This is a genomic window from Shimazuella sp. NTD250 (assembly GCF_059510375.1).
This window is the reverse complement of the sequence record NZ_JCAJZS010000001.1, coordinates 1-26,274: the sequence shown is the minus strand read 5'-3', so window position 1 is coordinate 26,274 and position 26,274 is coordinate 1. Positions and strand designations below refer to the sequence as shown.

The window sequence follows — 26,274 nt, the reverse complement described above, 5'->3', positions numbered from 1 at the left end:
GAATAGCATTAGAACAAAGCGAAGGTATATCTTGTAATTGAAAAAGATAGGCTTTCTTTTGATTGTGATTAGTACAACTCCCTTTCATTTGAACATAGGTGTCAAACAATCCCGCTAAACCTTAGAAATAAGCGTGATGAACTTATGCAAATTTGCATAAGTTCGTGAAGGGACTGTATTGTTTGCTTGAATGGATCCGTGATATTTTTATCTCAATTAAGATAAATAATCATATTCCTAAAGGAGCTAAATAACTCATGAATAATGCATCTAAAACAAAATTATTTTCAAACATAAAATTGAAAAATGTATCTTTGAAAAATCGGATTGCTTTAGCACCGATGACGCGTACCAGTGCAACAAAAGATGGTCAAGCTACAGAGCGAATGGCACAATATTATACAAAATTTGCTCGTGGTGATTTTGCATTACTGATTACAGAAGGAATTTATCCAGATGAAGCATTTAGTCAAGGATATCCAAATCAACCGGGACTTACGAATGAAAGACATGTACAAGCATGGAAAAAAGTAACTGAATCAGTTCATAAAGAAGGCGGCTGTATTTTTGCACAAATTATGCATGCTGGAGCAATTTCACAGGGAAGTTATTATACAGAAGAAACTGTGGGCCCTTCAGCAATCATGCCAAAAGGAAAACCACTAGCTGCACATGGTGGCAAAAGTAAGTGGACCTTACCGCGTGAAATAACAAAACAAGAGATTAATGATGTCATCTTATCGTTTGGTAAATCTGTGCAACTGGCAATGGAAGCTGGATTTGATGGAGTAGAAATTCACGCAGCAAATGGTTATTTGTTAGATCAATTTTTAACAGATTATACAAACCAACGCACGGATGAATATGGTGGATCTGTTCATAATCGTGTTCGTCTTTTAGTGGAAGTGATCCAAGAAATGCGCCGCCAAGCTAATTCGAAATTTGTGATTGGAATTCGGATCGCACAATCAAAAGTGAATGATTTTCATCATAAATGGGCTGGCGAAGAAAAAGATGCAGCTGTAATTTTCTCAAGTCTAGGAGAAGCAGGTGTAGACTACATTCATATTACAACAGAATTGGATGCTACCAAACCTGCATTTGGAGAAACAGGTCTAACCTTTGCGGCTTTGGCCAAAAAGTATGGCAAAGTTCCTGTTATCGCTAATGGAGACTTAGGTGATCCGAAAAAAGCAGAGGAAATCCTTAACAATGGAGATACAGATCTCATTGCACTTGGTAGACCTGCTCTAACCAATGGAGATTGGCCGATTCGTGTACGGGAAGGAAAAGTTCTTCAATCATTTGATGGAAATGCATTAGAAAATCTCTTTAAACCAGTCGCGACTATCAAAGATGAAGAATTAAGTAAAATATAAAAATCTTTATGTAATACAAAAAGTGTGCAAAAAATAAATGCACGCTTTTTGTGTCTTTCCTTTTTACCCTTGACAATTATCTAATTCTAGGCAGGGATGTGAACGGAATGAATAAAAATTTGTTTTCTACTATTTCTTTGGACGATATTCCTCTGGGTATTGTTTTTTTGGATAAATATTTTTCGATTTTAGATATGAATAAGTATGCTTGTGAAGCTCTTTTATGTACAAAAGAACAAGTTTTACATCGTATGTGGTTCAATAAGTTTCCTTCGATCATTCCGAATGATATCCATCAAATGGAACAAAAAATATTCCCATTTAAATATAGAAATATAAATTATCATTTACAAATACATCCTATGTATAGTAAAGAAGAACAAACGGCTTTTGTATTTATTATCAAAAAAACAATGGAAGTTGAAGAGTTAATGCAAGAAGTCGAGTACTATCGAGATCTTAGTGCTGATCTACAAGCGATTTTTGATATTTCATATGATGTGATCTATGTTTCTGATGCAAATGGTATTACATTACGAGTAAGTTCTGCTTGTGAAAATCTCTGGGGTCTTAAAAAAAGAGATTTAATAGGGAAAAGTATCTATGAATTAGAGAAGAAAGAAGTTTTTAAACCATCTATTACGAGATTAGTACTAGAAAAAAAAGAAAAGGTGTCATTAATCCAAACAACTAAAGCTGGACGTAAACTGATGGTAGTAGGTACACCGATCAAGGATGACCAAGGAAATATTGTTCGTATTGTAAATGCTTCTCGTGATATTACCAGAGTAAGCCAACTTCAGATGGAGCTGGAATCACTTAAGAAATTATCCGATGGATATAAACAAGAATTGATGGAATTACGAAAAAAAGATGAGGTTGAAACCAATATCATTTATCGGAGTAGTCACATGAAGAAGATCATCAATCTAGCTCAAAAAATCTCCAAAACAGATACGACCGTTTTACTCACTGGTGAATCGGGTGTGGGAAAAGAAATTCTAGCTTCCTTTATTCATAAATGGAGTCTACGGCATAGTAAACCATTTGTTACTTTTCACTGTTCTTCTATCTCGGAAAAATTACTTGAAACAGAATTATTTGGCGAGGAACAGGAAGATCAACCTGAGAAAACAAGGTTAGGTCTCTTTGAGATGGCTCATGAAGGTACATTATATCTAGATGAAATCAGTAGTTTGTCTCTTTCATTACAAGCAAAATTATTACGTGTCTTAGAAACAATGGAGGTTGTTCGGGTAAAAGGAAGAAGACATACAAAAGTGAATGTAAGAATTATTGCTTCTAGCAATCGAGATCTTCAAGAAGAAATCGCTGCAGGTAGGTTTCGTGCAGATCTTTATTACCGGTTACATGTGGTTGAAATGAACATCCCTCCATTACGCCAACGAAAAGATGATATTCTCGTATTAGCTATTCATTTTTTGCAAAAAGCAAACAAAAAACATAAATTGAATAAGAAATTGACTGATACTTCTATTGAAAAATTACAAGCTTATCATTGGCCAGGAAATATAAGAGAGTTACAAAATACGATTGAAAGTGTGCTTTTAACCTCTGATGATGAACTAATTAGTTCCTATGATTTGCCAAAAAAAATTACAAGTATTTCTATGCCATACAAAGAAGTTCAAGTAAATAATATTATGCCATTAAAAGAGGCTGTAGAAATGGTAGAAAAAGATTTATTAGCAATGGCACTACAAAAATATGGTTCTACCACCCGAATAGCTAACATCCTTGGTGTAAATCAATCAACTATTAGCCGTAAACTTCGTCAATATCAACTAAATGCAAATATATTTCCAGAAAAATAGGTTGTATGACAAAAAAGGAGTTGAGAGATTCTGCTCCTCAAGAATCTCTTCTTGTTCAATTTGATAGGTCTCCGAGTGTCCAACTTAGGTTTAAATTTCTTGAACGATCGTGGCTTTAATATCTGTAATCACCCAGCCACACAATGGTGTTTGATCTTGAGGGCATGCAGAGACTCCTACGATCACATCAGTCAATGCCTGAAAGATGACATAATCTCCAGCATGGGATTTTGGTTCTTGTGCTTCACCAAAAGTACCATCTGGCCTCAACGGAGAATTTTGGAACAAATTGAGTGGATCGGGAATTTTTTCATATTCTACTCCATACTCCTTAAAAGCTTCAGCAAAGTTTGTTCTGCAATTTCTATGATTTTCAATTCCGAAATCCAATAGATATCGCATTGGATCACAGCAAGGAAACATGGTATCATGCACCCCCACTACATCTTCTACTAATTCAAACATTGGATTTCTCAAGTTGCTGTATAGGATGTCTCCTTTCTTTATGGAAACTCTACCGTTCATCGTTCGAGTATGAGCTGTGGATAAATACTCTTCTTTCTTGTCTTTATTCAATGCAATGAAATCAGCCACTTGTTTTCCTTTTACGTCTGTTACCACAATAAATTCGTTTTTGTATACGCTAAATGAGCGCCCTTCTCCGCCTGGTATTAAGATTTCTCTTTTCGTCATGAGAATACCCCTTATTTAGTTATCTATATTTTTATCAATTAAAATTACCCATTTAAATCACACTTATTATAACGATGATTTCCACTTAAACAAAAGAATTGAGCTGTATTCTCCTATGCGAATCAGCATAGCTTTTTTGAATCATAAACTTTTTTCTAAGCTATAAATAGATAAAATCAAAATAAGGGTAGAAACAGGTAAATTGGAGGCCTTAACATGTTTCACGATGATAGAAATATAAATGTAGCAGCAGTTCAAATGAATACCATTTTAGGTAATCGACAACTGAACTATGCAAAAGCAAGTAAATTGATCGAGGAAGCAGCAGAGAAAAAAGCAAAGATCATCGTGCTTCCCGAACTATTTGATACGGGATATCGTGTGGAAGAACAAGATGCAGAGTTAGCTCAGCCTATTCCTGGACCTGTCACTGATTGGATGGAATCGGTTGCAAAAAAATATCAAGTAGTACTTGTTGCGGCGATTTTAGAAAAAGAAATAGAAACCGATTTCATCTACGATACTGCAGTTATAGTAGGTCCTGAGGGATTCATCGGTTCTTACCGTAAATCTTTATTATGGGATCAGGAGAAATATCGATTTAAAACGGGGAATCAAATTCCGATATTTTCCATTGAATCACTTCATATCGGATTGCAAATTTGCTATGAAGTTGGGTTTCCAGAAGGAGCACGAATTCTTAGCATGAAAGGTGCTAATTTATTACTTTATCCATCAGCATTTGGTAAAGAAAGACTATATGCTTGGAAACAGGCGACTCGCGCCAGATCTCTTGAAAATGGTGTCTTTTTAATTGCGGCAAATCGAAGTGGGACAGAGAAGGGAGAAACTACTTTTGCTGGTCATTCACGAATTATTGATCCCAAAGGACAGGTATTGGCTGAAGCCTCTCAAGATGATGAGGTGATTATTTCTACTATCGATTTAAAACAAGTTCAAGAACAAAGAAGAAAAATTCCATATATACGAGATTTGGATCATAGCTTATTTCACAAAGAATATAGAAAAATTTTAGATGAAGATTGAACTGTATTTTACTGACAATTTATTAGAATGTATGGATTGATAATGATGCAACACCCGCAGAAATATTTAAAACAAATGATTGGCCTTTCAACAAAAACTCGGTTCAACCGTGGAGCTCATGGGGTTAGCTCGCTAATGAAGTTATAAGACTATCACTCCAAGAATTCCACGGCTTCAGCCGTGTGTGGTGTGTCAATTAGACAGTACCCACGACTTTCAAGCATTGTGAAAATGCAGCGAATGATTTATTGTAGTATTTCTCTGATCGACGGACGAACCGAGTCGTTGCATATCGATACTTTTCAGGAATGATGTGGGTATGAATACCTTCTTTTTCTTTAAGCGTTGATTCTGGCAATAATGTATATCCAATCCCTGCTCTCACACAATTTAGCATAGTTTCGGTTGTACTTACTTCAATTATATTTGCTTTTTCTCCCCGATCTCTTTCAACCCATTCTTCAATCATAGCTCGAAACGGACATCCTTTAGGAAATACAACCCAAGTGGTAGCAGGAGCAGTTGTAAATTCGCATGGTTTGTTCTTGTCATCACTTTTTACGAGAACGACTTTATCCTCTATTAACAATTCTACTTCTAACTTCGAACTTTCTAGTTCACCTGTAAAAAATGCACCATCTAGTTGTTGATCTACTAATCGTTCGTAATTTTGTAGTGAGGTTCCTGTTACCAATGATAAAGTAACAGATGGATACTGTTGTTGAAAATTAGAAAGGGCTTGGATAAACAGTTGAGAAGAACTAACTGTTTCCACGACTCCAATTTTAAGCTCACCAGTTGGATAGTTCGGTTCTTTAACTGCCATCACGGCTTCTTGAGAAAGTTGAAGGATTTCAGATGCATATTGATTTAACAAGCGACCTTTTTCGTTAGGAAATACACCTTTTGGATGTCGTTGAAACAAAGGGGTTCCTAATTCTGTTTCCAATTTGCGGACACGAGCCGTAATATTCGATTGAACATAACCCAATTTTTTTGCCGCTTTAGAGATACTACCTTCAGCGATAATAGCCCTGATCACTCGCAAATCTGCTAACTCCATGTCAATCTATCTCCTCTAGGTATCATTAATTTTGATATATATATTAATATAGATCATTTTACTATATAACATTTGAGAGATAAAATGCTACTGACAACGGAGAAACAAAACTACACAAGGAGGAAGATCATCGAAAAAATATCCTTGCTTATGTTTGATAAGAAGTACCAATCATTTGGGGGTGATACTATGTCACTAAAAATCCGAATTTATTCTGATTATGTATGTCCGTTTTGTATGTTAATAGAAAAACCTCTTGAAGAAGCAATACAAGGCAAAGATGTCGAAGTGGAGTGGATGCCTTTCGAGTTACGTCCATATCCTGACGAGACATTAAAACCAGAAGGTGATTATTTACAAAACATTTGGATGCAGGCGGTTTATCCAATGGCTAAAAAGATGGGAATCCCCATTGTATTACCTAAAGTTTCTCCTCAACCATATACACATTTAGCCTTTGAAGGATATCAATTTGCTAAGGAACATAACAAATCAAACCAATACAACCATCGAATGTTTCGTGCATTTTTTCAAGAAGAAAAAGATATTGGAGATATTGATGTATTGACTAAGTTAGCAGAAGAAATTGGGCTGGATGGGCAAGAATATAGAAAGGCATTAGAAACAAGAAAATACAAAAAAGTGCATCAACAAATACTTGATCATGCTTATACGGAGGCTGATATTCGGTCTGTTCCCACTCTCGTAATAGGCAGAACGGTTGTAAAAGGCGTTCGTTCGAAGGACACATTTGAAAAAGTAATGAATGATGAATTACACAAACAAAAAACAGAACGTAACTTGGAAGGATTATATTGTGGAATTGATGATTGTAAGTAAAGCGCTCGACGATAAGGATAGACATATAAACTATTTTATAAACACATAAACGTATATGCCCGATTCTAATATAGGAAATTTCGATACATTATATTTTTATAACGGAGAGGATGAAAGATCATGTCTTTTAAACAAGTACACACGCAACCAGATCCATACACACCATTTCTTATTTCACAGGGGATCAAAGCTAACGGATTGGTTTTCGTATCTGGTCAAGCTGCGATCGGCGATGATGGAAATTTAGTTGGCATTGGAGATTTCGATAAACAAGCAGATCAAGCATTTCAGAATTTGGATCGTGCATTAAAGGCTGCTGGATCAGGTGTTGACCGAGTGATTAAAGTAACCATTTATCTCACTTCCATGTCTCATTTTGAAAAAATCGTAGAACTTCGACGCAAATGGTGGTCACAACCCTATCCAGCAGACACCCTCGTTGAGGTATCTTCTCTTTATTCGCCTGATGCAATGATTGAGATCGATGCTATTGCACATGCGGATGAAGATTAATAACCATAATTCTAATTCTACCAATACTACTACTAAACGTATCATGTTCATGTAAACTCAGGTGAACTTTGAAATACTAGAACCAACTCAAGTAGTAGCAGAACAAGTAGGAATTTTGTTGGATGGAATTTAAATGATCTCTCAGGAAGAGAAAAAAGGCACTGAATCGCTAGATTTACAGGGATTCGGTGCCTTTAAAAAAATCTGCAACTTTTAAGCCTTGTTCTATGTCAAGACTTCACTTCTCCAGATCTTTATTAATAATTGCTTTCTTCAATGGTAGAATCGTCCTCGGAACTCAAATCTATCATTCGAATTTCGCTGCCCAACTCTAATTGCTTAAATAAGCAGCCATCGAAAAGCTAGTGTCTAGGTAATCCACAATCACTTTGTATATATTTTTAGCATATTAATAACATTAACGAGTTTACGCTGTTTATCTTAGTGGGCGGTCGCCAAGATATCAAATGTGCGCCAATAAATCCTTGTCATTATGGAACGCCATCAGCCGGTGTTCGATTAGGCTAGATAGAATTGGTATTAGGAAGGATGCGAAAATGACAAATTATCACACCTTAACACAAGCAGAAGCGGTCAAGTATGTACACGGCATCGAGGATGTATTCCCGGATGGTGTGCAGCTGAAGTCTCGAGCCATCGGCGACGGCAATCTTAACCATGTGTTTCATATATCGGACCCTGTATCTGAGCGATCCTTGATTCTGAAGCAGGCGCTGCCTTACGTCAAGGTGATTGGCGAATCGGTTCCCTTGACACTGGACAGAGTACGCCTCGAATGTGAAGCATTACGCATTCACGGAGAGCTTTGTCCTGATATGACACCAAAGGTATATGCGTATGATTTGAATTTAGCGCTGATGGTCATGGAGGACTTGGGCGACCACACTGTCATGCGCCACGGACTGATGGAGCTGGGGCGTTATCCGTTGTTTGCCTCGCATATCGGATTATTTTTGGCGCGGACGTTGTTCTTCACCTCGGATCTGGCCATGGACCAACTGGAGAAGAAACTGCGGGTGAAATCGTTCATCAATCCGGAGCTTTGTAATATAACCGAAGATCTCATCTTATATGCTCCTTATACAAAGTCTCGGGTGAATATCGTGGAACCTTCTATTCGTGATGCCGTTGAGCAAATTTGGTCGGATGAGGAGCTGCATCTGGAGGTCATGCTGCTGAGGGAGAAATTTCTGACGAAAGCACAGGCTCTGCTGCATGGTGATTTGCATACAGATAATATCTTTATCAGACCGGATTCTACAAAGGTCATTGATCCCGAATTTGCTTACTACGGTCCGATGGGCTTTGATATCGGGACTGTTATCGCCAATCTTCTGTTGAACTATTCAGGCCAAGAGGGTTGGAGCCGGGATGTGCTGGAGCGCACCGATTACCGTGATTACCTGTTGGATACCATACAAAACTTATGGACACAATTTGAGTTTCAGTTTCGCGAGTTTTGGAACGAGCATGTTGCTGACCGGATGGCGAAGACCCGAGGATATCAAGATTTATATATGGCAGGACTGCTGCAGGACACTATCGGATTTGCTGGGGTGATAATGTTGTGTCGTGTCTATGGTTTTATCCATGTTGCGGACATCGACCACATCGAAGATGCGGATGCCCGCGAACGAGCACAGCGGATTGCATTGGAGATCGGTGTGGCGTTGATCAAACGGAATCGCTCCGCCCGCTCTATTGAGGAAGTGTTGGATATCGCTTTAAATGTTGTAAACTAATCCAGTCTTTGAATGACTTATGCATGATTGAAGTGACCCTTGAAATGCCTACTTAATGGTGTAGGATTAAGAAAACAGCTGAATCCGCCCTTAAGTATTTTTATTTCAACTCAACTGACAGGTCTAAAATTATATGCTGTACAAAGACTTAAACAAGACGTTAAGATATATATATTATGTAAAACAATACCTTGAAATAAAGCTAGTGTGTGATTGAAATTCCTTGATCCAATTTACATGTCTAAAATCTAAAAAGTAAAAGAGGAACCGAAGATGAAGGCAAAAGAGAATAATCCATTTTTAACAGTACAAAAACAGATTGAAACAGCAGCACAGAAATTGGAACTTGAACGACATGTGATAGAAATCTTAAAGCACCCCAAACGTGTACTAAAAGTTGCATTTCCTGTAAAAATGGATGATGGATCAATTCGTGTCTTTGAAGGATTCCGCTCGCAACATAATGATGCTATGGGCCCAACCAAAGGAGGGATTCGTTTTCATCCAGATGTGAATGAAGATGAAGTGAAAGCATTGTCTATGTGGATGACATTTAAATCCAGTGTTGTTGGCTTACCGCTCGGCGGTGGAAAGGGCGGAGTGATTGTTGATCCTCGGTCATTGAGTCAAGATGAACTAGAGCGGATCAGCCGGGGTTTTTTTGAAGCAATTATCCAAATTATTGGTCCAGATAAAGATATTCCAGCTCCAGATGTATATACGAATTCACAGATTATGGGTTGGATGATGGATACGTTCAGTCGGTTTAATGGTTCGTTCTCCCCAGGAGTGATTACAGGAAAACCTTTGAGCATCGGAGGTTCAAAAGGACGAGGAGAAGCGACTGCACAGGGTGTTGTATTTACAGTGATCGAAGCGATGAAGCAGTTGAAAAAGCCATTAGAAAATGCAACAGTAGCTATTCAGGGTTTCGGTAATGCAGGGCGGAATGTGGCTAAGTTGTTAACCGAATTGGGAAGTAAGGTTGTTGCTGTTAGTGATTCAAGAGGGGCTATTTATGATGCAAAAGGGTTGAACCTTCAACGATTGATGAAGGTGAAAGAGCAAGGAAATATTCGAGATTATGGTGCTGATTATCAAATCAACCCAGAGGAACTGTTTGAACTGGATGTGGATATCCTTGTTCCTGCTGCTTTAGAAAATGTAATTACATTAGATAATGCTCATCGAATTCAGGCTAGAATTGTGGCAGAAGCAGCAAATGGACCGACAATACCGGATGCTGATAAAGTCTTATTTGAGAAAGGGGTGCTAGTCATACCAGATATTCTTGCAAATGCTGGGGGTGTGACAGTTTCCTATTTTGAAGGAGTACAAAATGCAATGAATTATTATTGGAGTGAAGAAGAAGTAAACAGAAAATTAAAAGTGATTATGGTTGATTCCTATCACCAAGTAAGTCAACTTGCAAAAAGGTATCAAACCGATTTACGTACTGCTGCCTACATAAAGTCAATTAAGAAAGTAGTGGAAGCAATGCAGGCGAGAGGTTGGATTTAAAAGGGTATGAAAGAACTGATAAATATGGTAGTACTTTTTTCATTGATTCCCACTTAACAAACACCAATTTGCAAGTTGAATAGTGCATCCTTTGTCAGACTTCAAATAAGATTAACGGTCATAATTTGTACAAGAAGACTCCCAACTCTAGGAAAGTTGGACTGAATGAAAAGACGACTACTCATTCAAAATGAATAAGAGTCGTTTTTTTGTTTCGTTAATACCGATCAATGTAGGAAACGATGGATCTCTCCCAACACCTTGCGATGCTCCTGTGAAAAGACCCCGTGACCGGAATGGGAAAATAGAATCAGCTCGGAATCTGGAATACGACGGTTCAGGATTTTAGCATGCTTTGGGCTGAAGACCCAATCATCCTTACCGTGAATAATAAGCGTTGATGCCGAAATTCTTCCAATCCGATGGTACGAATCGAAACTCTTGCTTGCCTCACGATGAATTTCCATGCTTCTAGGGCTTGAAGGAGCGATCTGCATTCGTTCCACGAACGAAGCGATTAAGTCCGAATTCTTTTGGATATAGGCTTTGGAGTAAAGCATACTTAGCGTGTCTTGCGGGGAAAATCCAGCGTTCTTTCGCATCATCCACTTCATCATCCGAAAAGAAGGCGGCACCCGTTTTACCCCGCAGGTCGTGGAACATAGGATTAATTTCGACACACGGCTGGGTTCTTCGATTGCAAGCTCTTGTGCAATCATTCCCCCCATAGATTGGCCTAAAATATGTGCCTTTTCGATATCGAGCGCGTTCATTAGCCCGATGACATCCTTTGCCATATCCGAGATGCTGTACGCTTCTGTTGGATCGTCGCTACGACCTGTACCCCGATAATCGAGTATGATGAATCTGTTCCTTTCGCCTAATGCGGTCTTGATTGCCGGGCTCCACCAGTCCATGTTGCTGTTTTTTCCTGAAAGTCCGATCAAAGGAAATCCTTCCCCAATCGATTCATAACAAATGTTAATGCCGTTGACGAATGCTTTTTCCAAAATTACTCACTCTCCAGTTTCGTAATCTCTGGTCGAGAATGAACGATATTCAAGATCAATATATTCTACGAAAGGAAATAGAGTGAGGATGAAAAGGGAAAGACTCTCAGTCAGATGACGGCTTGAGCCTTTCCGTTTAGAATTCCTTTTTTATTTCTCTTCTGCCGATTGTTGTGTCGATGTTGATTCCCAGGACACTTCCGAGTTTTGTTCCTGCGAGGATTTTTCCTTTATTCGTTCCAGTCCTATTGTCATTACTTCTTTGCCGGTTCCTATGATACCGGTCTTCAATGCATTGATGAACGTTTCGAATTGTAAACTGGATAGTTGTTTTTCATCACTCGTCACATTCACAAGTTCTTTGCCGAGGTTAACAGCGCCGCTTTTCAATGCAGCAGAGGAGAGCTGGATGATCTCTTTCTTTACTTCCTTGAAGACCCCTTTTATAATTTCTGACATGTGCTTCACCTCCTTTCCGATCCTGGGATTTACCCAGGTAAGGGGATGATTCTTGCTCTAGTTTCGTATTTTCTTCTTGTGATGCTTACAGGGAGCTTCTTGTTTCTTCGCCTCAGCTGAGGGTTGTCCGGGTAATCGAGGCCGTTCTAACAGCTGATTCGCTTCATGAACGGCGGTTACATTGCCTTTCTAATAGCGGAGATAATCCTGTGGAGTACTCTCTTTGAATTTCTATGTGTTTCTCTGCCTTCTCTTTTTTATGATTTTTTCTTCAGTTCCTCAATTGATCAAAATGCTGTAAGACAGAATTTGCTTTGTCAGGTTTTCCTGCATTTTGGTAAGCTGAACTTAAGTTCCGCAGGACTTCTTGTGCTTGCTCTGGAGTAAGGTAATTGGAATTTACTTTATAGTGGTCAAGCAGAAAGGTGAAGTCTTCGATTGCTGTTTCCGAGCAATGGAAAAAGGACTCCGGTAGCCTCAGACAAATGTTTCCACGCAACAACCGAATTTCTTTATGGTTTGAGTCTAAAGAAACGGCCAGATTCAATAGATCTAGTCCCTCTTGCGCTTTATCCGCTTTTTCCAGAATTTTAACAGCATCCCGTCCTAATAGAACAATCGTACTGCCATAATAGGCTTTAATTAGCGCATTCTCAGGCTCGGCTTCACAAAGCTTTGAGAGTATCTCGTTTGCTTTTATCACTGCTTTTTTGTCTCCGTCCACACCTTTATTATGGAGTGTTTTGGCTTCCTCGAATTGTTCTATTTTGACGCTTTGATCTGTCATTCCTATCGACCTCCGATATTGAAAATCTTGGTACTTCTGCAAACCGTAAAAGCAACACAAATAAATCTCTTCTGGCATAATTTATTTGTTGCGATATGTGCTGTTCCCATATGGAGGTTGGATTATTAAATGATCAGCGAGTCTGAGCCGTGTTCTCTTTCCATTCAAATAAGGAACTTGTTCCTATTCCTTCTCTATTTGCTGTTTTGCCAAGCTAAGGAGCTCGCTCCCGGCGGCACGAACGGCCCTTTTTATCAAAATTGATGTGGTGCTCTCGGCGATCGGTTTATGCTCAACAGCTGGTTTTCCTTCCAAAGACTTAAGCTTTAGCTGGAGGAGATGCCGAAAATCAGGGTCCTGTGTTTCATTCTTCAGCCTTTTCCAGCACATAACCGCAGCTTGATTTCGACCGATTCGGCAATATATCTCACCAAGTTCGTAGATAATCTTCAAGTAAATTTCCGTCTCAAGGAAGCCTGTTTCATTCAATTCCCGATCGATGAGAAATGTGTAATCTTCAATTACCGTTTCGGCTACGTGGAAATGCTTTTCAGGCAATCTAAATGCGGTTCTGCCTCTCAGCAGTCGAATCCTGTCATCCTGAGGGGCGGCATTTACTGCTCCGTCAAGAAGCTTAAGTCCAGTTTTCGACCACTTCAATTTATGCAATACTGATGTCGCATCCCGAGCCAATAGTAACTTGGTGACGCCATAGTATGCATCTACAAGCGGGTGGTCAGGATAGTTGGGGCGCACTCGTTCCAACAATTGTTGCATATCTTGAAGGGCCTTTTTATTCCCTTTCTGGGCGGCCTTGTGTAGGGTGATAATCTGTTTAAGTAAAATCTCGATATTTTTCTCACTTGGATTCACCAATTGTTCATTCATCTGTTTATTCATCTGAGTTAATTGTTGCAATATTTCATTTGCTTCTTTCAATTTTCCAGCATTTTGGTAAGCAGTACTTAGATCCTCCATAATTTCCTTGACTTGCTTATCAGTGAGGTAACTGGGATCTTCTTTATGACGATCCAGCAGGAAGGAGAAGTCTTCGATCGCCGTCTGTGAGGAATAGAAGAAATCTTCTGGCAGTCGCAGACATACTTTCGCACGTAACAACCGAATCTCCTTTTGATTTGGATCCATGGAAATCGCTTGATTCAAAGAATTTAGTCCTTCTTGCGCTTTATCCGCTTTTTCCAAAGGCTGGTCAGCATCTCGTCCTAATAGTGCAAGAGCAGTACCGTAATAGGCTTCAAAAAGAGCGTTGTCAGGCTCGATTTTGCGAAGTTTTAAGAAAATTTCACAGGCGGTTTTCACCGCATTTTTATCTCCATCTAGGCCTTGTGTAAGCACCCTTTTTCCTTTTTCGAATTGCTCTATATGAGTGTAGTTTTTTTCCATTTCAATTCCTCCTTCCAAATGTCATTCTCGAGCAACTGCCAGTGGAAAGCTTCTCCAAATCGTTATTTTTAAAGTCAAGTAAAAAAAGTCCACCCTGATCTGAGCCACTGGCTGGACCGCTTATCAGGAGACGTGTATGGAGATATTGGAAATCTTGATCATTTTCCAATCTGAGTAACAACACGGATTACCCCTTCCTTAAAATAAACGATATATGCTAGTTACGATATGTATGGTTTATATAAACGGTTTGGATGGAATGCTCTTTTTTTACATTATGTGTGTTTGTCTGAATCAAGTCTGACTTTCCTTGCATTTCATAAAGAATAAATGGAAGGAGGGCAGAATGTGAGTGATATAGAGCTAAATAAAGAAGAGAAAAAAGCAGAAAAAGCAAAAAAAATAGAAGAGAAACAAGCTAAAGATAAACGGAAACAAGAAAAGAAAAAGGAAAAAGCAAAGAAAGAGGAAAAAGCAAAAAAAATAGAAGAAAAGCAAGCCAAAGAAAAGCGGAAACAAGAAAAGAGAGAGGCAAAAAAGAAGGAAGAAAAAAATTAATATAGATGGATTGAAACTATTCAAAGAAACAATTAGAGAGTAATAACAGATGTTACAACTGCTGTTGATAGATGAGGGAATGGTTACGCCTTTTCGCGTGGATCATGCCCTCACTCATTCTTTACTTCGGGGAGATTCTAAGTGTACTAAGTATACATGGAATGGAGGATTAAGATGAAGTTTCAAACTCATAAGATGACAGTCTCCATTGACAATCATTCATCCCATCTAGAACAATTTAATGAATTTTATAAGCAATTGTATGATGAAGGAAAAACCATCGAAAAACTTCCTCATCAAAATATAGAAGATTATCAGTTAAAAGCTGTTAACGCCACTCTTGCTCATGTGTGGAACCGAAATGAATACTATCGTTCAACGTTGAAAATGGCAGGCTTCACAGAACCTAAAATCGATAGTTTAGAACAATTAGCTACTGTTCCGATGCTGAAGAAAGATGTCATTAGAGGTGATAGACAAAAGATATTATGTGTCGATCCGAGAGAAATAGGTCAGGTACACCTCACCAGCGGCACATCGGGTAAGCCAATATATACCTCTTATACATTAGCTGATCAATATGTATACGATCTGTTACCGAAATATTTGGAGCTTTTTAAGGAATCGGAGGATGATGTCGCAGCAATTGCGCTGCCTTATGAATTTGCGTTGCCTGGTCTTGGCTTCCAGCGATTATTTCAATTTGCATTTGGTACGGGAGTTCTTTCGCTTGGAAAAGGTGGTTATATGGCTCCTATCGATAAGTCGTTGGAGTTAATGAAGGAATATCAAGCTACGGTACTAACTACAACCCCGTCTTACGCAGCCCTCCTAGCAGCAGAAAGTGAGAAGTTCGGTATAAAAATTGGTGAAGATATTTGCTTAAAGAAAATTTGGCTTACCGGCGAAGGATGCTCCTCCACCTTCCGCGAGAGGTTGGAAAAGTCGTGGGGATGCGAAGTCTCGTTTTTTTACGGCTCAACCGAGTGCGGGGTTGTTGGTGTAGAATGCAGTAAGCATAGAGGGTACCATGTCATGGAAGGACATGTGAAAGTCGAAATCATTGATCCGGTTTCGGAGAAAGTGCTTCCGTACGGTCGAACGGGAGAAATCGTTGTGACCACACTGCTTCGTGAAGGAATGCCGATGGTACGTTACAGAACTGGAGATCTTGGTAACTTGCAGAAATCCAAATGCGATTGCGGAATCACGATGGACGTTTTGCAGCTAAGAGGCCGAATGGAGCAGATGCTGCGCTTGGGTACCGAAGACTATTCTCCATTCTTAATCGAGCACTTTCTCATGGAGATTCCCGAAGTAGGTTTATGGTATCACCTTAAGTTGAATCAAGGATTGCTCACAATAGAAGCTGAGAAGTACCAGACGAAGCTAAGTGACGAGCAATTGGCGGCAAAAATTCAAAAGTATATGGCTGATCGGATTGGGATACATTGCGAAGTCGTAATCAGAGACGATATTCCTCGTACGTTCGGCAAAGCGATCAGAGTATTCAATTAGCTATACAAAAACGAGAGAGGAGGTGCGCATTAATGAATGACATCGATAAAGAGAGAGCGCGAAAATTTCAGGAGATGTATGTGCGTATTCTAAAATCCCCTCTGTATAAGACGAAATTATTGGAACATGCTTTAAACGGCATTGAATTGAGTAACATCCAGGAGCTTCCGTTAACTACAAAAGAAGATTTGCGGAAAGCTGGTATCTTTGGTCACCTTGCCGTCGATATGAAGGAAATCGCTCAATACCACGAATCGACCGGAACGACTGGGGAACCTTCAGCTGCTTGGTTTACGCAAACAGATTTGATGAATGGTGGAAGACAATTGAAGGAATGCGGCGTGCATTTGACGTCTGAAGATCTGGTGCTGATCCGCTTTCCTTACGCAATGGCACTGCCTGCATTTTTAATGCAGCATGCAGCCTGGCTTACTGGAGCCGGAGTTGTTCCTGCAAGCGGACGTACTATTGTTACTCCTTACCTTAGGGTGTTAAGTCTGATGAAACACCTTTCTGTCACGGTGTTAGCTGGACTCCCGCGTGAGATGGAATTGCTGGCCGAAGCGGCTCGTCTCGGCGGTTCTGAGCCGAGCAAGGACTTTCCAACTCTGCGCGCTATATGCGTCGCTGGTGAATTAATGAGCGACAAGAGAAGGGAACATATAGAAAAGCTGTGGAACGTGCCTGTGTTTAATATGTATGGTTCGACGGAAACTTCCAATATCGCTACAATGTGTGAGTATGGCACAATGCATATTGCAGAATTAGATATTTTTATAGAAGTACTAAATGAGGATGGTTCGAGCTCCCTTGCTTCCGGAAAAAGAGGGTTTGCGGCGATCACGACGCTTTCCCATCAAGGTTCTCCTCTGTTGAGATACTTTAATGGGGATATTATCTCTGTAGAACCCTGTTTATGTGATTGTGGTCGAACTGGAGCGAACTTGGTTCATTACGGCAGAAGCAAGGATCGAATACGTTTTGGAAACATCGTCTTAGACGCAATGGATATTCAGGAAGCCGTATATTCATTGTTTCCTGCTCCGGATGCTTGGAAGGTGCTAGAGCAGGCAGAGGGATTGCACTTTTTACTAGATTCGCATGATTCTAGAAAATGGTCAGAGGAATACGTCCGTTCTCAATTATCTTCTCGACTTCAAGTGCCAGTTTCCGTTGAAATCACTACATTGGTTGATCGTGTTGAGCTCATGAATAACGTTCCATCGATAAAGCCTGTATATATCAAAAAGCGAAGTAACGACACATAGAAATAGATCCATAGAATTCGATAACATAACGATAATTGGTTAGGAAGATTCCTATTATACGGAAAGAAAGGATTGTTAATCATGAGCGATAAATTGCAGCAAGAGAAATCACAGCTTCTCGTAAGCCGTCAACATAAAAACGAAGATACGATTATTAATATTAAGCAGTCGGTGATTGGTGGTTCTTCCCATACGCTGATCGCAGGTCCCTGCTCAGTCGAATCGAGAGATCAGCTTGTAACGGTTGCTTCCGCTCTAAAGGAAGCCGGCTTAACGATTTTACGCGGTGGGGCGTTCAAACCGAGAACATCTCCTTACGATTTTCAAGGGCTCGGTGAAGAGGGATTGAAAATTATGAAGGAAGTTGCGGATGAATTTGGATTGATAACCAACAGCGAAGTTATGAGTCCCATTCAAATCGATACAGCTGCCCGTTATATCGACATTTTTCAAATAGGCGCTCGTAACATGCAGAACTTCGACCTGCTGAAAGCCGTCGGTCAAACGAAGAAACCTATTCTACTGAAACGTGGTCTTTCCGCTACTTTGAAAGAGTTTATGTTAGCAGCAGAATATATACTACACCAAGGAAATGATCAAGTCATGTTAATGGAACGTGGTATACGTACTTTCGAGACAATGACTCGCAATACGCTTGATATTTCCGCTGTTCCAATTTTAAAGCAGGAGACCCATCTTCCAGTTCTAGTGGATGTCACCCATTCTACTGGGCGGAAAGATATTTTGCTGCCTTGTGCAAAGGCGGCGTTAGCAGCTGGCTCTGACGGGCTTATGGTTGAGGTGCACCCGAATCCCTCAGCTGCTCTCTCCGACGCCAATCAGCAAGTCAACATAGATGAGTTTCATACGTTCTGGAAAGGGCTTTGCGATTCCGGTCTGTACCATTGACCATTTTTTAATAACTGTCGAAAAGCGCGCACAATTGTCTGACGGAGGTGAGAGTATGGTAGACTCACAATTTGAGCAAAAGGTATCGGATGTTTTACAAGGATTGATATTCGACCTTTTGTTAGTAACGGATGGAAGGACAACGGATTTGCTAGAAATGCTGTCAAACGAGAAAGTTTTTGCACATGTGATACGGCAAGAACAAATTGGTGAAGAGGATGCAAACCTGATGGGTGAATCCTCGGGAGGCCCGTCCTATATTCGAGAATCGGTATTGATCTGCGAGAAAAGTCGATTCGTCGTGTCACACAACATTGCGCTTGTATATTCTAAGCATGTACCTCCTGTTTTGTTCGAGAAAATTGCGCATCGACAAGAGGGAATAGGAAAAGCGATCAGCTCACTCGGATTGCGCACATTCCGAGAGGTGACCGACTCCGGATTCATTAACGAAGAGGAAACGGTTGATCTTTTTCAACGACCGATTAAGATTCACTTTCCTAATATGCAAAATAAGGTGCCTTACAAAAAATACTTCATTTATTTCGGATGTAAACCTGGGATTCAGATGCTAGAATATTTCCATCCGAGCATCATCGGACACCATTTGCAGCAATGGATGATGAAAGAACAAACAAATAAGAATACGGTTCTGAAAAAAGAATAACGGATCAATTCCTAGCTCTACAGAATGAACGTATTTCTTAGAGTTTTCCAATGCTTTTGAGGATGCAAGCCTCAAAAGTGAATGATCTGCTGAGAGGCAGTCTTATTTTTTTGCTTTCATTTGTTCGACGAAATCGATTCCGGAGTCGAGTATTTGTTTACCAGCATGTTGTACGCCCATCTTTATGGCTTCGAATAATTGTACTAAAACGATTTCGATGGGTTGATCACGATTTTCTACAGCTTCTATGATTTTTTGCTTAGCTATGTCTGCTCCATTTTTGACCGATGTCGTGTAGGTAGCAGTACAGGATCTGAATGCCTGATTGATTTCGTGAAAAATTTTTGAAGACTCTTTATTTTCTCCAGCCAACTGCTTCACCTCCTTATGATACTGCATTTAGCTATTCTCGACTCTTTCCTCGTTTTGAAACTGATTCGCTTCAGCCTCTACTCGTTGGATTTGGTTTTCAACGCGGTCACAACCATCGTCATCCTGTATCAGAACGGAATCAATCGTTCCTGTTAGTTTCTTGCCGTTCCGAGATGTAAGCAATGCAACGATAACGCCCACCACTAGTACGAAAACAAGTACGCCACATAAACTCATACCCAGAATGAATAATATTTTATCCGCAACATCCATGTTCCTTGTTTCCATCTACTTTCACTCCTCTTATGAATAATTCAGTATATGAGCAAATATCTCAGATCATATAGGTACTGGACTATTATTAGATGAATTCCACTTCAGTCCAATCTAGATTCATTAACCCACATAAACATATAAGGAGTCATAAACATATAAAAGGAGGTTTCCGATCAATGGATGATATCCAGAAGAAAACGGATTCTGATCCGGTCACAGATGAAGAAGCACTTTTAACAGCTTCGAAACAGGAAAGCGATTTGGAGTGGAAACGGTTTATCCAAAAAGAGTTGGGGAAAACGGATTCTAATCCGATCGCAGATGAAGAAGTACTTTCGGCAGTTTCGAAACCGGAGAGCGATTCGGAGTGGAAGTTGTTTGTTCAAAAGGAGTTAGATAAATTAGAGAATCAAGAAAAGGGTGGAGAAAAAGAAGACTCAGAGAAATCATCGGTTGAGAAGGAGTCTACTCTCAGTACCCTTATCGAGAATATGCCTGTAGAAAAATTGGTCAATTCGGCATTACGAATTATTACTAAAAAAATAGAACCGAAAAAAACAGAGCCGGAAAAAGCAGAACAGGAAAAAACAGAGCCGAAAAAAACAAAACGGAAAAAAACAGAACAGGAAAAAACAGAATCGAAAAAAACAGAATCGAAAAAAATAGAGCCGGAAAAAACAGAGCTGAAAAAAACAAAACTGAAAAAAATAGAGCCTGAAAAAACAGAGTCGAAAAAAACAAAAGGGGAAAAAACAGAACTGAAAAAAACAGAATTGGAAAAAACGGAGCCGAAAAAAACAAAACGGAAAAAAACAGAACAGGAAAAAACAGAATCGAAAAAAATAAAACCGAAAAAAACACAACCTAAAAAACAGAACCGAAAAAAATAGAGTAAAAAAATTGCTGGTAAGGAAGAAAGGTTTCAATTATATACATGTATCGATAGCAGCTTCTGGAGAAAAAAGGTGATGCCTACAAAAGTTTTTTATATCGTTTATTCGATGAGTTCGCAAATGACTTCACCTCGCCATCTTAGAGGTGGGAGTCCTCTTGTGCGAATTTGAGAGAATATTACTAGCTATAATGAAATGTTGAAGCTTGAAGACTGACAGTTACTTTGCGGACGTAATGCTTGGAGAAACTGTTTACAGTACACAAGGTTTTGACCTATACATATTACGGGGATGAATGACATGGGGGAGTAGATCACCTTGACATGGAAGAGGTTGGAGGTTCAATTCCTCTACTGCCGACCAAAGGAGCTCCTTAGACTGCATGAAAGAGGATGAAGAAACGAGGTTATCGATTACATCTGAAATGGAACCAGACAATAAACCGTAAATAAAAAGGGATGAAAACGATTAATTTCATCCCTTCGTCTATTAGTTTTGAAGTTCAGCCAGACGGGTTTTTACTTTTACTCTTTTTTCAAGATAATCCTTCTCTTTATTTCGTTCCTCTTCTATTACATGTGCAGGTGCTTTACCAATAAATCCTGGATTGGATAATTTCTTTTGCACACGATTTACTTCAGAATCTAGTATTTTTAATTCTTTCTCTAAGCGGTTCAATTCTTGTTGGATATCAATCAATCCTGCTAGTGGCAAGAGTATTTCAGCTCCTGTCACCACTCCACTGATGGTTTTCTCTTGGATGGAAATGTTCGAATCAATGGTCAAACTATCAGCATTACATTGTTTACGAATCCATTGTTCTCCATCTTGCAAATGATGTAGTGTCTTTTCATTATCTGGTTTTATAAAGATGTTTATTTTTTTACCCATAGGTGCATTCACTTCAGCGCGTATATTTCGAACGCTGCGAATGACTTCCTTATAGAGTTTCATTTGTTCTACTGCTTTAGGGTACTGGTATTGATTTTGTGAAATTGGCCAATCAGCAGTTACAATGCTTTTTCCCTCATGAGGAAGATTCTGCCATATTTCTTCTGTTACAAAAGGCATAAATGGATGTAACAGTTTTAAAATGTTGTCTAATGTGTAACAAAGAACGGAACGAGTAGTTAATTTAGCCTTTTCCTCATCTCCATAGAGAGAGAGTTTAGCAAATTCGATGTACCAATCGCAGAATTCATCCCAGACAAACTCGTACAAGGTTTTACCTGCTTCATTGTAGTGATAGCTATCAAGTTGTTTCGTGACTTCAGAAATTGTTTCTTGCAGTCTGGTGAGAATCCATTTATCTGCTGTGTTCAATTCACCAGATAAATCAATATCTTCAGCATCAAAGTCATCCAAATTCATGAGTACAAAACGAGAAGCATTCCAAATTTTATTGATGAAATTCCGTGCTGATTCAACCCTTTCCCAACGAAAACGGAGATCTTGACCTGGTGTTGAACCGGTAGAGATCATAAAACGCATTGCATCAGTACCATATTGATCAATGACATCCAATGGATCAATTCCATTGCCGAGGGATTTAGACATTTTAATTCCGTCAGCGTCACGAACCAAACCATGAATTAAAATATCTTGGAAAGGTTTTTTATCTGTAAATTCTAAAGCTGTAAATATCATACGTGCTACCCAAAAATAGATAATATCGTGTCCTGTAATAAGTACACTGTTTGGGAAATAACGCTTCAAGTCATTTGTTTCTTCCGGCCAGCCCATAGTGGAGAAAGGCCACAATGCGGAACTAAACCAAGTATCGAGTACATCTTCGTCTTGAGAGATATTGGAGCTGCTACAGTGTGAACAATTGGTTGGATTATCAAGAGTTACTGTTATTTCCTTACAGTTTTCACAGTGCCAAGCTGGAATTCGATGTCCCCACCATAACTGTCGAGAGATACACCAGTCGCGAATGTTTTCAATCCAGTCTAAGTAGAGTTTCTCAAAGCGTTCTGGAACAAATTGAACCTTGTCCTCGCTTTTTTGAAGGGCTACTGCTCTTTCAGCAAGTGGTTTCATTTTTACAAACCATTGTGTTGATAGGTATGGCTCAACAACTGCACCACTGCGTTCACTATGTCCAACGGAATGAATATGTTCTTCTATTTCTACTAATACTCCTGACTCTTGAAGATCAGCTATAACTTGTTTGCGTGCTTCAAAACGATCCAATCCTTGATACTTACCAGCATTTTCATTCATTTTTCCTGATTCGTCCATCACTACGATCTGTTGTAGATGATGACGTAGACCCATTTCAAAATCATTAGGATCATGAGCAGGAGTTACTTTTACTGCACCAGTTCCAAACTCTTTATCCACATATTCATCAGCAATAATTGGGATTTCTCGGTTTGTTAATGGAAGTTTAACGGTTTTACCAATTAAACCTTGGTATCTTTCATCATTTGGATGTACAGCAATAGCAGTATCACCAAGCATAGTTTCTGGACGTGTGGTAGCTACTTGAATAAAACCAGTACCATCTGTTAGAGGATAACGTAAATGATGAAGTGCACCTTTTACTTCTTTATGGATAACCTCAATGTCAGAAAGTGCTGTTCGTGCTGCGGGGTCCCAGTTAATGATGTACTTTCCACGATATATCAAGCCTTTGTTAAATAAATCAACAAATACTTTTCGAACAGCTTGGGATAGTCCTTCATCCATCGTGAAACGTTCTCTGGAGTAATCCATTGAAAAGCCCATCTTTTTCCATTGTTCATGAATGATAGATGCAAAATGATGTTTCCACTCCCAAACTTTTTCGAGAAATTTTTCTCTGCCTAAATCATGACGAGAAATACCTTCTTCTCTCAGTTTTTCTTCTACTTTTGCTTGCGTTGCAATTCCAGCATGATCCATGCCAGGAAGCCATAAAGTATCAAAGCCTTGCATACGCTTCATGCGAATCAAGATATCTTGCAGAGTAAAATCTAGAGCATGACCCATATGTAACATACCTGTTACATTAGGTGGGGGCAAAACAATACTAAATGTCTCTTTGTTTTTATCCTCCGAAGCTTTGAAGAGTTCATGATCTAACCAAAATTGATACCTATCTTTCTCAACGGATTTTGGATCATACTTTGTTAGCATTGTGATTTCTTTTGTTGAACTTTCCAATGTGAAATCCTCCTTAAAAACACTCATAAAATATAAAAATCCCTTTCATCTCAAAGGACGAAGGGATTAATTCGCGGTACCACCTTTGTTAACAAAAGTACAATAAATACAATAGTACTCTTGTTCACTCGCACCTGTAACGTAGGTTTACGGCTCCAACTACTGATCAAAATTTTTGACTTTGGCGGAAGCACTCTGGAGTGACATTCAATAGTAAATCCCGAAGAATTTCACAGCTGCCACAAAGGCAAATTCTTCTCTCTGAAGGGTTATCCTATTTACTCTTCTCCGTCAATGGTTTTACATATGGTAAATATATTCTACTCAACATAATAGTAGAAAGCAACCTAAATATCATCCTCATTTTGTTTCATTTAGGATGAAGCCATACATTTTTCAAACTTGTTGTATAGATGGAAGTATTAGAAAAAGCATTGATCTGTCTTACTCCATTGAAAAATGGCGACAGTCGATGCTTTTTTGTGTTTAGTTTTGAGTGCCAAAATGTTGATTTGTCCAGTTAAGAGCATAGGTGAACCAATCTTGATTGTTTTTCATGAAATTAATATCATGTCCTGCATTTTTCAGAACATAAGCATCAACGGAAGGAACATTCGGTCCCAAGTATGGTTTTTCTATATTTGTCACTGCTTTAGGTGTAGAACAGTCAGCATCTGATCCACAAAAGAGATAATCCTTTTCGCCCATCACCAAAAGTACAGGTACGCGGATGTCTTGGATTGTATTTAGCGAAAGGAGAAGGCTCGTAATTTCTGTAATGGTAAGGGTTTGTTTTAGTTTCTCATCCTGAGCAATAACAGCAGAATCGACATCTCCTGGCTTCATGAATGATTGATAACGGGTATTTGGACGAGTGGTCAGATATCCAAGATCTTGTCCCAAAAGACCAAATCTAGGATCAAGTGAAGCAGGATAAAGGTTTAGTGTGAGTTCAACTTTCTCGAGTGTATTACTCTGAAAGCCCCTTACCGGGTCTGTTAGAATGACTCCATCAACATCTTGATAGCGGGTGGCTTCTTCCATTGAAACATGGGAACCGTAGGAGTGTCCGACTTCAATTACTTTGCTATAAGCGATAGAGCCATTGGGACCAGCCACTTTTCCTCCTCGAAGGGCTTGTACCAGCTGATGGGCTACCCATGCATCCGAAGCCATATCAATACTTGTACTGAGTGGATGCGAACTTTTTCCTGATCCAATTCGATCAACATTTAAAGTTGCATATCCTGAATTGATCGCTGCATCTACATAGGAATATTGACCATCAAATCCTGGAAAATCCCAGTAATTATGATCGTAAGTGATTCCATGCAGGAGAAGTTGGATAGTAGAAGGAGTCTTCCCTTTAGGTAAGCAAAGTTCTCCATAAACCAACTGATTAACAGGGCCGCTAGGAGTAAGAGAAACAGGAATATTACTAGCATAGCACTGCTTTTCAGGAATGGGTTCCGCAAATATAGTCTGACTTTCAAAGAGAGGAACAAAAATAGACAGCGTGATTACGAACAATATAATAGATACTTGCTTAAAACGTCTGTAGATCAATTTATCGTCCTCCTTTTTGGTGTGCTTTCTCTGAAAGATGTAGATAGAGAACGTAACAAGTTTTAAACAGTATACTCCATAATAAGAATGAAATAATAGTTACATTTTAGCAAGTTATTATAATTTAAATATAACTATTATTTTATATTAAAACAATGATCATGATCTATTAAGAAGTAGCCGTTGCCTGATGGGTTTGTACAACTGGTAAATCGATATGAATATCTTTTGGTTAACAGTTCGATGATTCGATCAAAGAAACGTGGATACAATTCTCGATTTGCAATCGCATTTTTACCATTTGCAGCACAGAAAGAAGCCCCAAACCTTCACCTTCTTCAAATCGAGAGACCTGTATGTCAATGGACGCTTTATTTAAACTGGAAAGAGGATCATTATTTTTCTCAAGCAGCACTTCAGTTTCGTGATTTTGTAATTCAATTTTTTGGTGAAGTAAAGCAAATCGACTGGTGTTGACAAAGGTAAAGAAAAAAGTTAAGATTTCATTTAAATCAAATATTGTCTGCAAAGATTGGAAATAGTAGAAGGAAGTATTAGTTTTTAGAGAGCCAATGGTTGGTGGAAATTGGCAGCTAATCTCCTTTGAACTCATCCATGAGCTACTCCCTGAACAACTCATTAGTAAGGGATGTCGGTTTTCTGCCGTTAACAAGATAGATAGTGTTGGCTATCGAAAACGAGTGGATTAATCATGTTTGGGTTAATCAATTAGAGTGGTACCGCGAGCAAAGTCTCGTCTCTATTTTATATAGAGGCGGGGCT

General features: G+C 39.2%; 23 protein-coding genes, 1 pseudogene and 2 other annotated features. Of the genes and pseudogenes, 14 read left to right on the top strand and 10 right to left on the bottom strand.

All coding sequences use genetic code 11. The features are described from left to right. The first annotated feature begins 257 nt into the window (after positions 1–257). The gene (locus tag AC5WOF_RS00120) at positions 258–1,379 is read left to right on the top strand and encodes an oxidoreductase (protein WP_496047926.1); all 1,122 of its coding nucleotides are present in this window, start codon (positions 258–260) and stop codon (positions 1,377–1,379) included. A 107-nt stretch (positions 1,380–1,486) separates the two neighbouring features. After that, entirely contained in the window at positions 1,487–3,214 is a 1,728-nt protein-coding gene (locus tag AC5WOF_RS00115) for a sigma-54 interaction domain-containing protein (protein ID WP_496047925.1), read from the top strand. A 90-nt stretch (positions 3,215–3,304) separates the two neighbouring features. Here the strand turns inward: AC5WOF_RS00115 and AC5WOF_RS00110 are convergent, their stop codons facing one another. Next, positions 3,305–3,907 (bottom strand): DUF1989 domain-containing protein, encoded by a 603-nt coding sequence (locus AC5WOF_RS00110; RefSeq protein WP_496047924.1) that lies wholly within the window; start codon positions 3,905–3,907, stop codon positions 3,305–3,307. A gap of 216 nt (positions 3,908–4,123) precedes the next feature. Between AC5WOF_RS00110 and AC5WOF_RS00105 the strand changes: the two genes are divergently transcribed. Next, a complete protein-coding gene (locus AC5WOF_RS00105; RefSeq protein WP_496047923.1) occupies positions 4,124–4,954 on the top strand; it encodes a carbon-nitrogen hydrolase family protein in 831 nt (276 codons plus the stop codon). Positions 4,955–5,150: 196 nt separating this feature from the next. Here the strand turns inward: AC5WOF_RS00105 and AC5WOF_RS00100 are convergent, their stop codons facing one another. Further along, a complete protein-coding gene (locus AC5WOF_RS00100) occupies positions 5,151–6,017 on the bottom strand; it encodes a LysR family transcriptional regulator (RefSeq protein WP_496047922.1) in 867 nt (288 codons plus the stop codon). 189 nt (positions 6,018–6,206) lie between these two features. On the opposite strand from AC5WOF_RS00100, the gene AC5WOF_RS00095 reads away from it, so the two are divergent. The 4 genes from AC5WOF_RS00095 (at position 6,207) to AC5WOF_RS00080 (ending at position 10,654) form a co-directional block, all read left to right on the top strand. Continuing rightward, on the top strand, positions 6,207–6,857 hold the full coding sequence (locus AC5WOF_RS00095) for a DsbA family oxidoreductase (protein ID WP_496047921.1): 651 nt from the start codon (positions 6,207–6,209) through the stop codon (positions 6,855–6,857). A 120-nt stretch (positions 6,858–6,977) separates the two neighbouring features. Next, on the top strand, positions 6,978–7,370 hold the full coding sequence (locus AC5WOF_RS00090) for a RidA family protein (RefSeq protein ID WP_496047920.1): 393 nt from the start codon (positions 6,978–6,980) through the stop codon (positions 7,368–7,370). Between the two features lie 557 nt (positions 7,371–7,927). Continuing rightward, positions 7,928–9,133 carry an S-methyl-5-thioribose kinase gene (gene mtnK / locus AC5WOF_RS00085; protein ID WP_496047919.1) on the top strand — a complete coding sequence of 402 codons (1,206 nt, stop codon included), beginning with the start codon at positions 7,928–7,930 and terminating at the stop codon, positions 9,131–9,133. A 273-nt stretch (positions 9,134–9,406) separates the two neighbouring features. Next, positions 9,407–10,654: a Glu/Leu/Phe/Val family dehydrogenase gene (locus AC5WOF_RS00080; RefSeq protein ID WP_496047918.1), complete on the top strand. Its 1,248-nt coding sequence runs from the start codon at positions 9,407–9,409 to the stop codon at positions 10,652–10,654. A gap of 227 nt (positions 10,655–10,881) precedes the next feature. On the opposite strand, the gene AC5WOF_RS00075 is transcribed toward AC5WOF_RS00080, so the two are convergent. The 4 genes from AC5WOF_RS00075 to AC5WOF_RS00060 all read right to left on the bottom strand — a co-directional run bounded on the left by AC5WOF_RS00075 (position 10,882) and on the right by AC5WOF_RS00060 (position 14,314). Next, positions 10,882–11,664, bottom strand: coding sequence for an alpha/beta fold hydrolase (locus AC5WOF_RS00075; RefSeq protein WP_496047917.1), 783 nt, complete (start codon positions 11,662–11,664; stop codon positions 10,882–10,884). Between the two features lie 150 nt (positions 11,665–11,814). Continuing rightward, the gene (locus AC5WOF_RS00070; RefSeq protein ID WP_496047916.1) at positions 11,815–12,123 is read right to left on the bottom strand and encodes a hypothetical protein; all 309 of its coding nucleotides are present in this window, start codon (positions 12,121–12,123) and stop codon (positions 11,815–11,817) included. Between the two features lie 271 nt (positions 12,124–12,394). Further along, positions 12,395–12,910 carry a tetratricopeptide repeat protein gene (locus AC5WOF_RS00065; protein WP_496047915.1) on the bottom strand — a complete coding sequence of 172 codons (516 nt, stop codon included), beginning with the start codon at positions 12,908–12,910 and terminating at the stop codon, positions 12,395–12,397. A gap of 183 nt (positions 12,911–13,093) precedes the next feature. After that, positions 13,094–14,314, bottom strand: a complete 1,221-nt coding sequence (locus AC5WOF_RS00060; RefSeq protein ID WP_496047914.1) for a tetratricopeptide repeat protein — start codon at positions 14,312–14,314, stop codon at positions 13,094–13,096. Between the two features lie 348 nt (positions 14,315–14,662). Between AC5WOF_RS00060 and AC5WOF_RS00055 the strand changes: the two genes are divergently transcribed. The 5 genes and pseudogenes from AC5WOF_RS00055 (at position 14,663) to AC5WOF_RS00035 (ending at position 19,234) form a co-directional block, all read left to right on the top strand. After that, positions 14,663–14,872 carry a hypothetical protein gene (locus AC5WOF_RS00055; protein WP_496047913.1) on the top strand — a complete coding sequence of 70 codons (210 nt, stop codon included), beginning with the start codon at positions 14,663–14,665 and terminating at the stop codon, positions 14,870–14,872. A gap of 174 nt (positions 14,873–15,046) precedes the next feature. Further along, the gene (locus AC5WOF_RS00050) at positions 15,047–16,390 is read left to right on the top strand and encodes a phenylacetate--CoA ligase family protein (RefSeq protein WP_496047912.1); all 1,344 of its coding nucleotides are present in this window, start codon (positions 15,047–15,049) and stop codon (positions 16,388–16,390) included. A gap of 32 nt (positions 16,391–16,422) precedes the next feature. After that, positions 16,423–17,658: a phenylacetate--CoA ligase family protein gene (locus AC5WOF_RS00045; RefSeq protein WP_496047911.1), complete on the top strand. Its 1,236-nt coding sequence runs from the start codon at positions 16,423–16,425 to the stop codon at positions 17,656–17,658. A 96-nt stretch (positions 17,659–17,754) separates the two neighbouring features. Then, positions 17,755–18,567: pseudogene (locus tag AC5WOF_RS00040) on the top strand (bifunctional 3-deoxy-7-phosphoheptulonate synthase/chorismate mutase); the annotation flags it as partial. Between the two features lie 55 nt (positions 18,568–18,622). After that, positions 18,623–19,234, top strand: a complete 612-nt coding sequence (locus AC5WOF_RS00035; protein WP_496047910.1) for a chorismate pyruvate-lyase family protein — start codon at positions 18,623–18,625, stop codon at positions 19,232–19,234. A 102-nt stretch (positions 19,235–19,336) separates the two neighbouring features. Here AC5WOF_RS00035 and AC5WOF_RS00030 read toward each other — a convergent pair whose 3' ends face one another. Together AC5WOF_RS00030 and AC5WOF_RS00025 are read right to left on the bottom strand one after the other, a co-directional pair. Further along, positions 19,337–19,606 (bottom strand): hypothetical protein, encoded by a 270-nt coding sequence (locus AC5WOF_RS00030; protein ID WP_496047909.1) that lies wholly within the window; start codon positions 19,604–19,606, stop codon positions 19,337–19,339. A 27-nt stretch (positions 19,607–19,633) separates the two neighbouring features. Continuing rightward, positions 19,634–19,894, bottom strand: coding sequence for a hypothetical protein (locus tag AC5WOF_RS00025; protein ID WP_496047908.1), 261 nt, complete (start codon positions 19,892–19,894; stop codon positions 19,634–19,636). Between the two features lie 164 nt (positions 19,895–20,058). On the opposite strand from AC5WOF_RS00025, the gene AC5WOF_RS00020 reads away from it, so the two are divergent. Next, positions 20,059–20,772, top strand: coding sequence for a hypothetical protein (locus AC5WOF_RS00020; protein WP_496047907.1), 714 nt, complete (start codon positions 20,059–20,061; stop codon positions 20,770–20,772). Between the two features lie 492 nt (positions 20,773–21,264). Here AC5WOF_RS00020 and AC5WOF_RS00015 read toward each other — a convergent pair whose 3' ends face one another. Beyond that, positions 21,265–23,952: a valine--tRNA ligase gene (locus tag AC5WOF_RS00015; protein WP_496047906.1), complete on the bottom strand. Its 2,688-nt coding sequence runs from the start codon at positions 23,950–23,952 to the stop codon at positions 21,265–21,267. A 23-nt stretch (positions 23,953–23,975) separates the two neighbouring features. Beyond that, positions 23,976–24,229: a binding site (T-box leader), on the bottom strand. A gap of 182 nt (positions 24,230–24,411) precedes the next feature. Next, complete coding sequence (locus AC5WOF_RS00010) at positions 24,412–25,491, bottom strand: alpha/beta fold hydrolase (protein ID WP_496047905.1); 1,080 nt, start codon at positions 25,489–25,491, stop codon at positions 24,412–24,414. A 183-nt stretch (positions 25,492–25,674) separates the two neighbouring features. On the opposite strand from AC5WOF_RS00010, the gene AC5WOF_RS00005 reads away from it, so the two are divergent. Next, positions 25,675–25,968 carry a hypothetical protein gene (locus AC5WOF_RS00005; protein ID WP_496047904.1) on the top strand — a complete coding sequence of 98 codons (294 nt, stop codon included), beginning with the start codon at positions 25,675–25,677 and terminating at the stop codon, positions 25,966–25,968. A gap of 42 nt (positions 25,969–26,010) precedes the next feature. Beyond that, positions 26,011–26,256: a binding site (T-box leader), on the top strand. The last annotated feature ends 18 nt before the right edge of the window (positions 26,257–26,274 follow it).

Excerpts from the sequence above, each read along its gene's own strand:
- AC5WOF_RS00060 (WP_496047914.1), bottom strand. The coding sequence starts at position 14,314 with ATGGAAAAAAACTACACTCATATAGAGCAATTCGAAAAAGGAAAAAGG.
- AC5WOF_RS00115 (WP_496047925.1), top strand. The coding sequence starts at position 1,487 with ATGAATAAAAATTTGTTTTCTACTATTTCTTTGGACGATATTCCTCTG.
- AC5WOF_RS00050 (WP_496047912.1), top strand. The coding sequence starts at position 15,047 with ATGAAGTTTCAAACTCATAAGATGACAGTCTCCATTGACAATCATTCA.
- AC5WOF_RS00105 (WP_496047923.1), top strand. The coding sequence starts at position 4,124 with ATGTTTCACGATGATAGAAATATAAATGTAGCAGCAGTTCAAATGAAT.
- AC5WOF_RS00065 (WP_496047915.1), bottom strand. The coding sequence starts at position 12,910 with ATGACAGATCAAAGCGTCAAAATAGAACAATTCGAGGAAGCCAAAACA.
- AC5WOF_RS00020 (WP_496047907.1), top strand. The coding sequence starts at position 20,059 with ATGGATGATATCCAGAAGAAAACGGATTCTGATCCGGTCACAGATGAA.
- AC5WOF_RS00095 (WP_496047921.1), top strand. The coding sequence starts at position 6,207 with ATGTCACTAAAAATCCGAATTTATTCTGATTATGTATGTCCGTTTTGT.
- AC5WOF_RS00045 (WP_496047911.1), top strand. The coding sequence starts at position 16,423 with ATGAATGACATCGATAAAGAGAGAGCGCGAAAATTTCAGGAGATGTAT.
- AC5WOF_RS00120 (WP_496047926.1), top strand. The coding sequence starts at position 258 with ATGAATAATGCATCTAAAACAAAATTATTTTCAAACATAAAATTGAAA.
- AC5WOF_RS00090 (WP_496047920.1), top strand. The coding sequence starts at position 6,978 with ATGTCTTTTAAACAAGTACACACGCAACCAGATCCATACACACCATTT.
- AC5WOF_RS00100 (WP_496047922.1), bottom strand. The coding sequence starts at position 6,017 with ATGGAGTTAGCAGATTTGCGAGTGATCAGGGCTATTATCGCTGAAGGT.
- AC5WOF_RS00110 (WP_496047924.1), bottom strand. The coding sequence starts at position 3,907 with ATGACGAAAAGAGAAATCTTAATACCAGGCGGAGAAGGGCGCTCATTT.
- AC5WOF_RS00080 (WP_496047918.1), top strand. The coding sequence starts at position 9,407 with ATGAAGGCAAAAGAGAATAATCCATTTTTAACAGTACAAAAACAGATT.
- mtnK (WP_496047919.1), top strand. The coding sequence starts at position 7,928 with ATGACAAATTATCACACCTTAACACAAGCAGAAGCGGTCAAGTATGTA.
- AC5WOF_RS00035 (WP_496047910.1), top strand. The coding sequence starts at position 18,623 with ATGGTAGACTCACAATTTGAGCAAAAGGTATCGGATGTTTTACAAGGA.
- AC5WOF_RS00015 (WP_496047906.1), bottom strand. The coding sequence starts at position 23,952 with ATGAGTGTTTTTAAGGAGGATTTCACATTGGAAAGTTCAACAAAAGAA.
- AC5WOF_RS00025 (WP_496047908.1), bottom strand. The coding sequence starts at position 19,894 with ATGGAAACAAGGAACATGGATGTTGCGGATAAAATATTATTCATTCTG.
- AC5WOF_RS00070 (WP_496047916.1), bottom strand. The coding sequence starts at position 12,123 with ATGTCAGAAATTATAAAAGGGGTCTTCAAGGAAGTAAAGAAAGAGATC.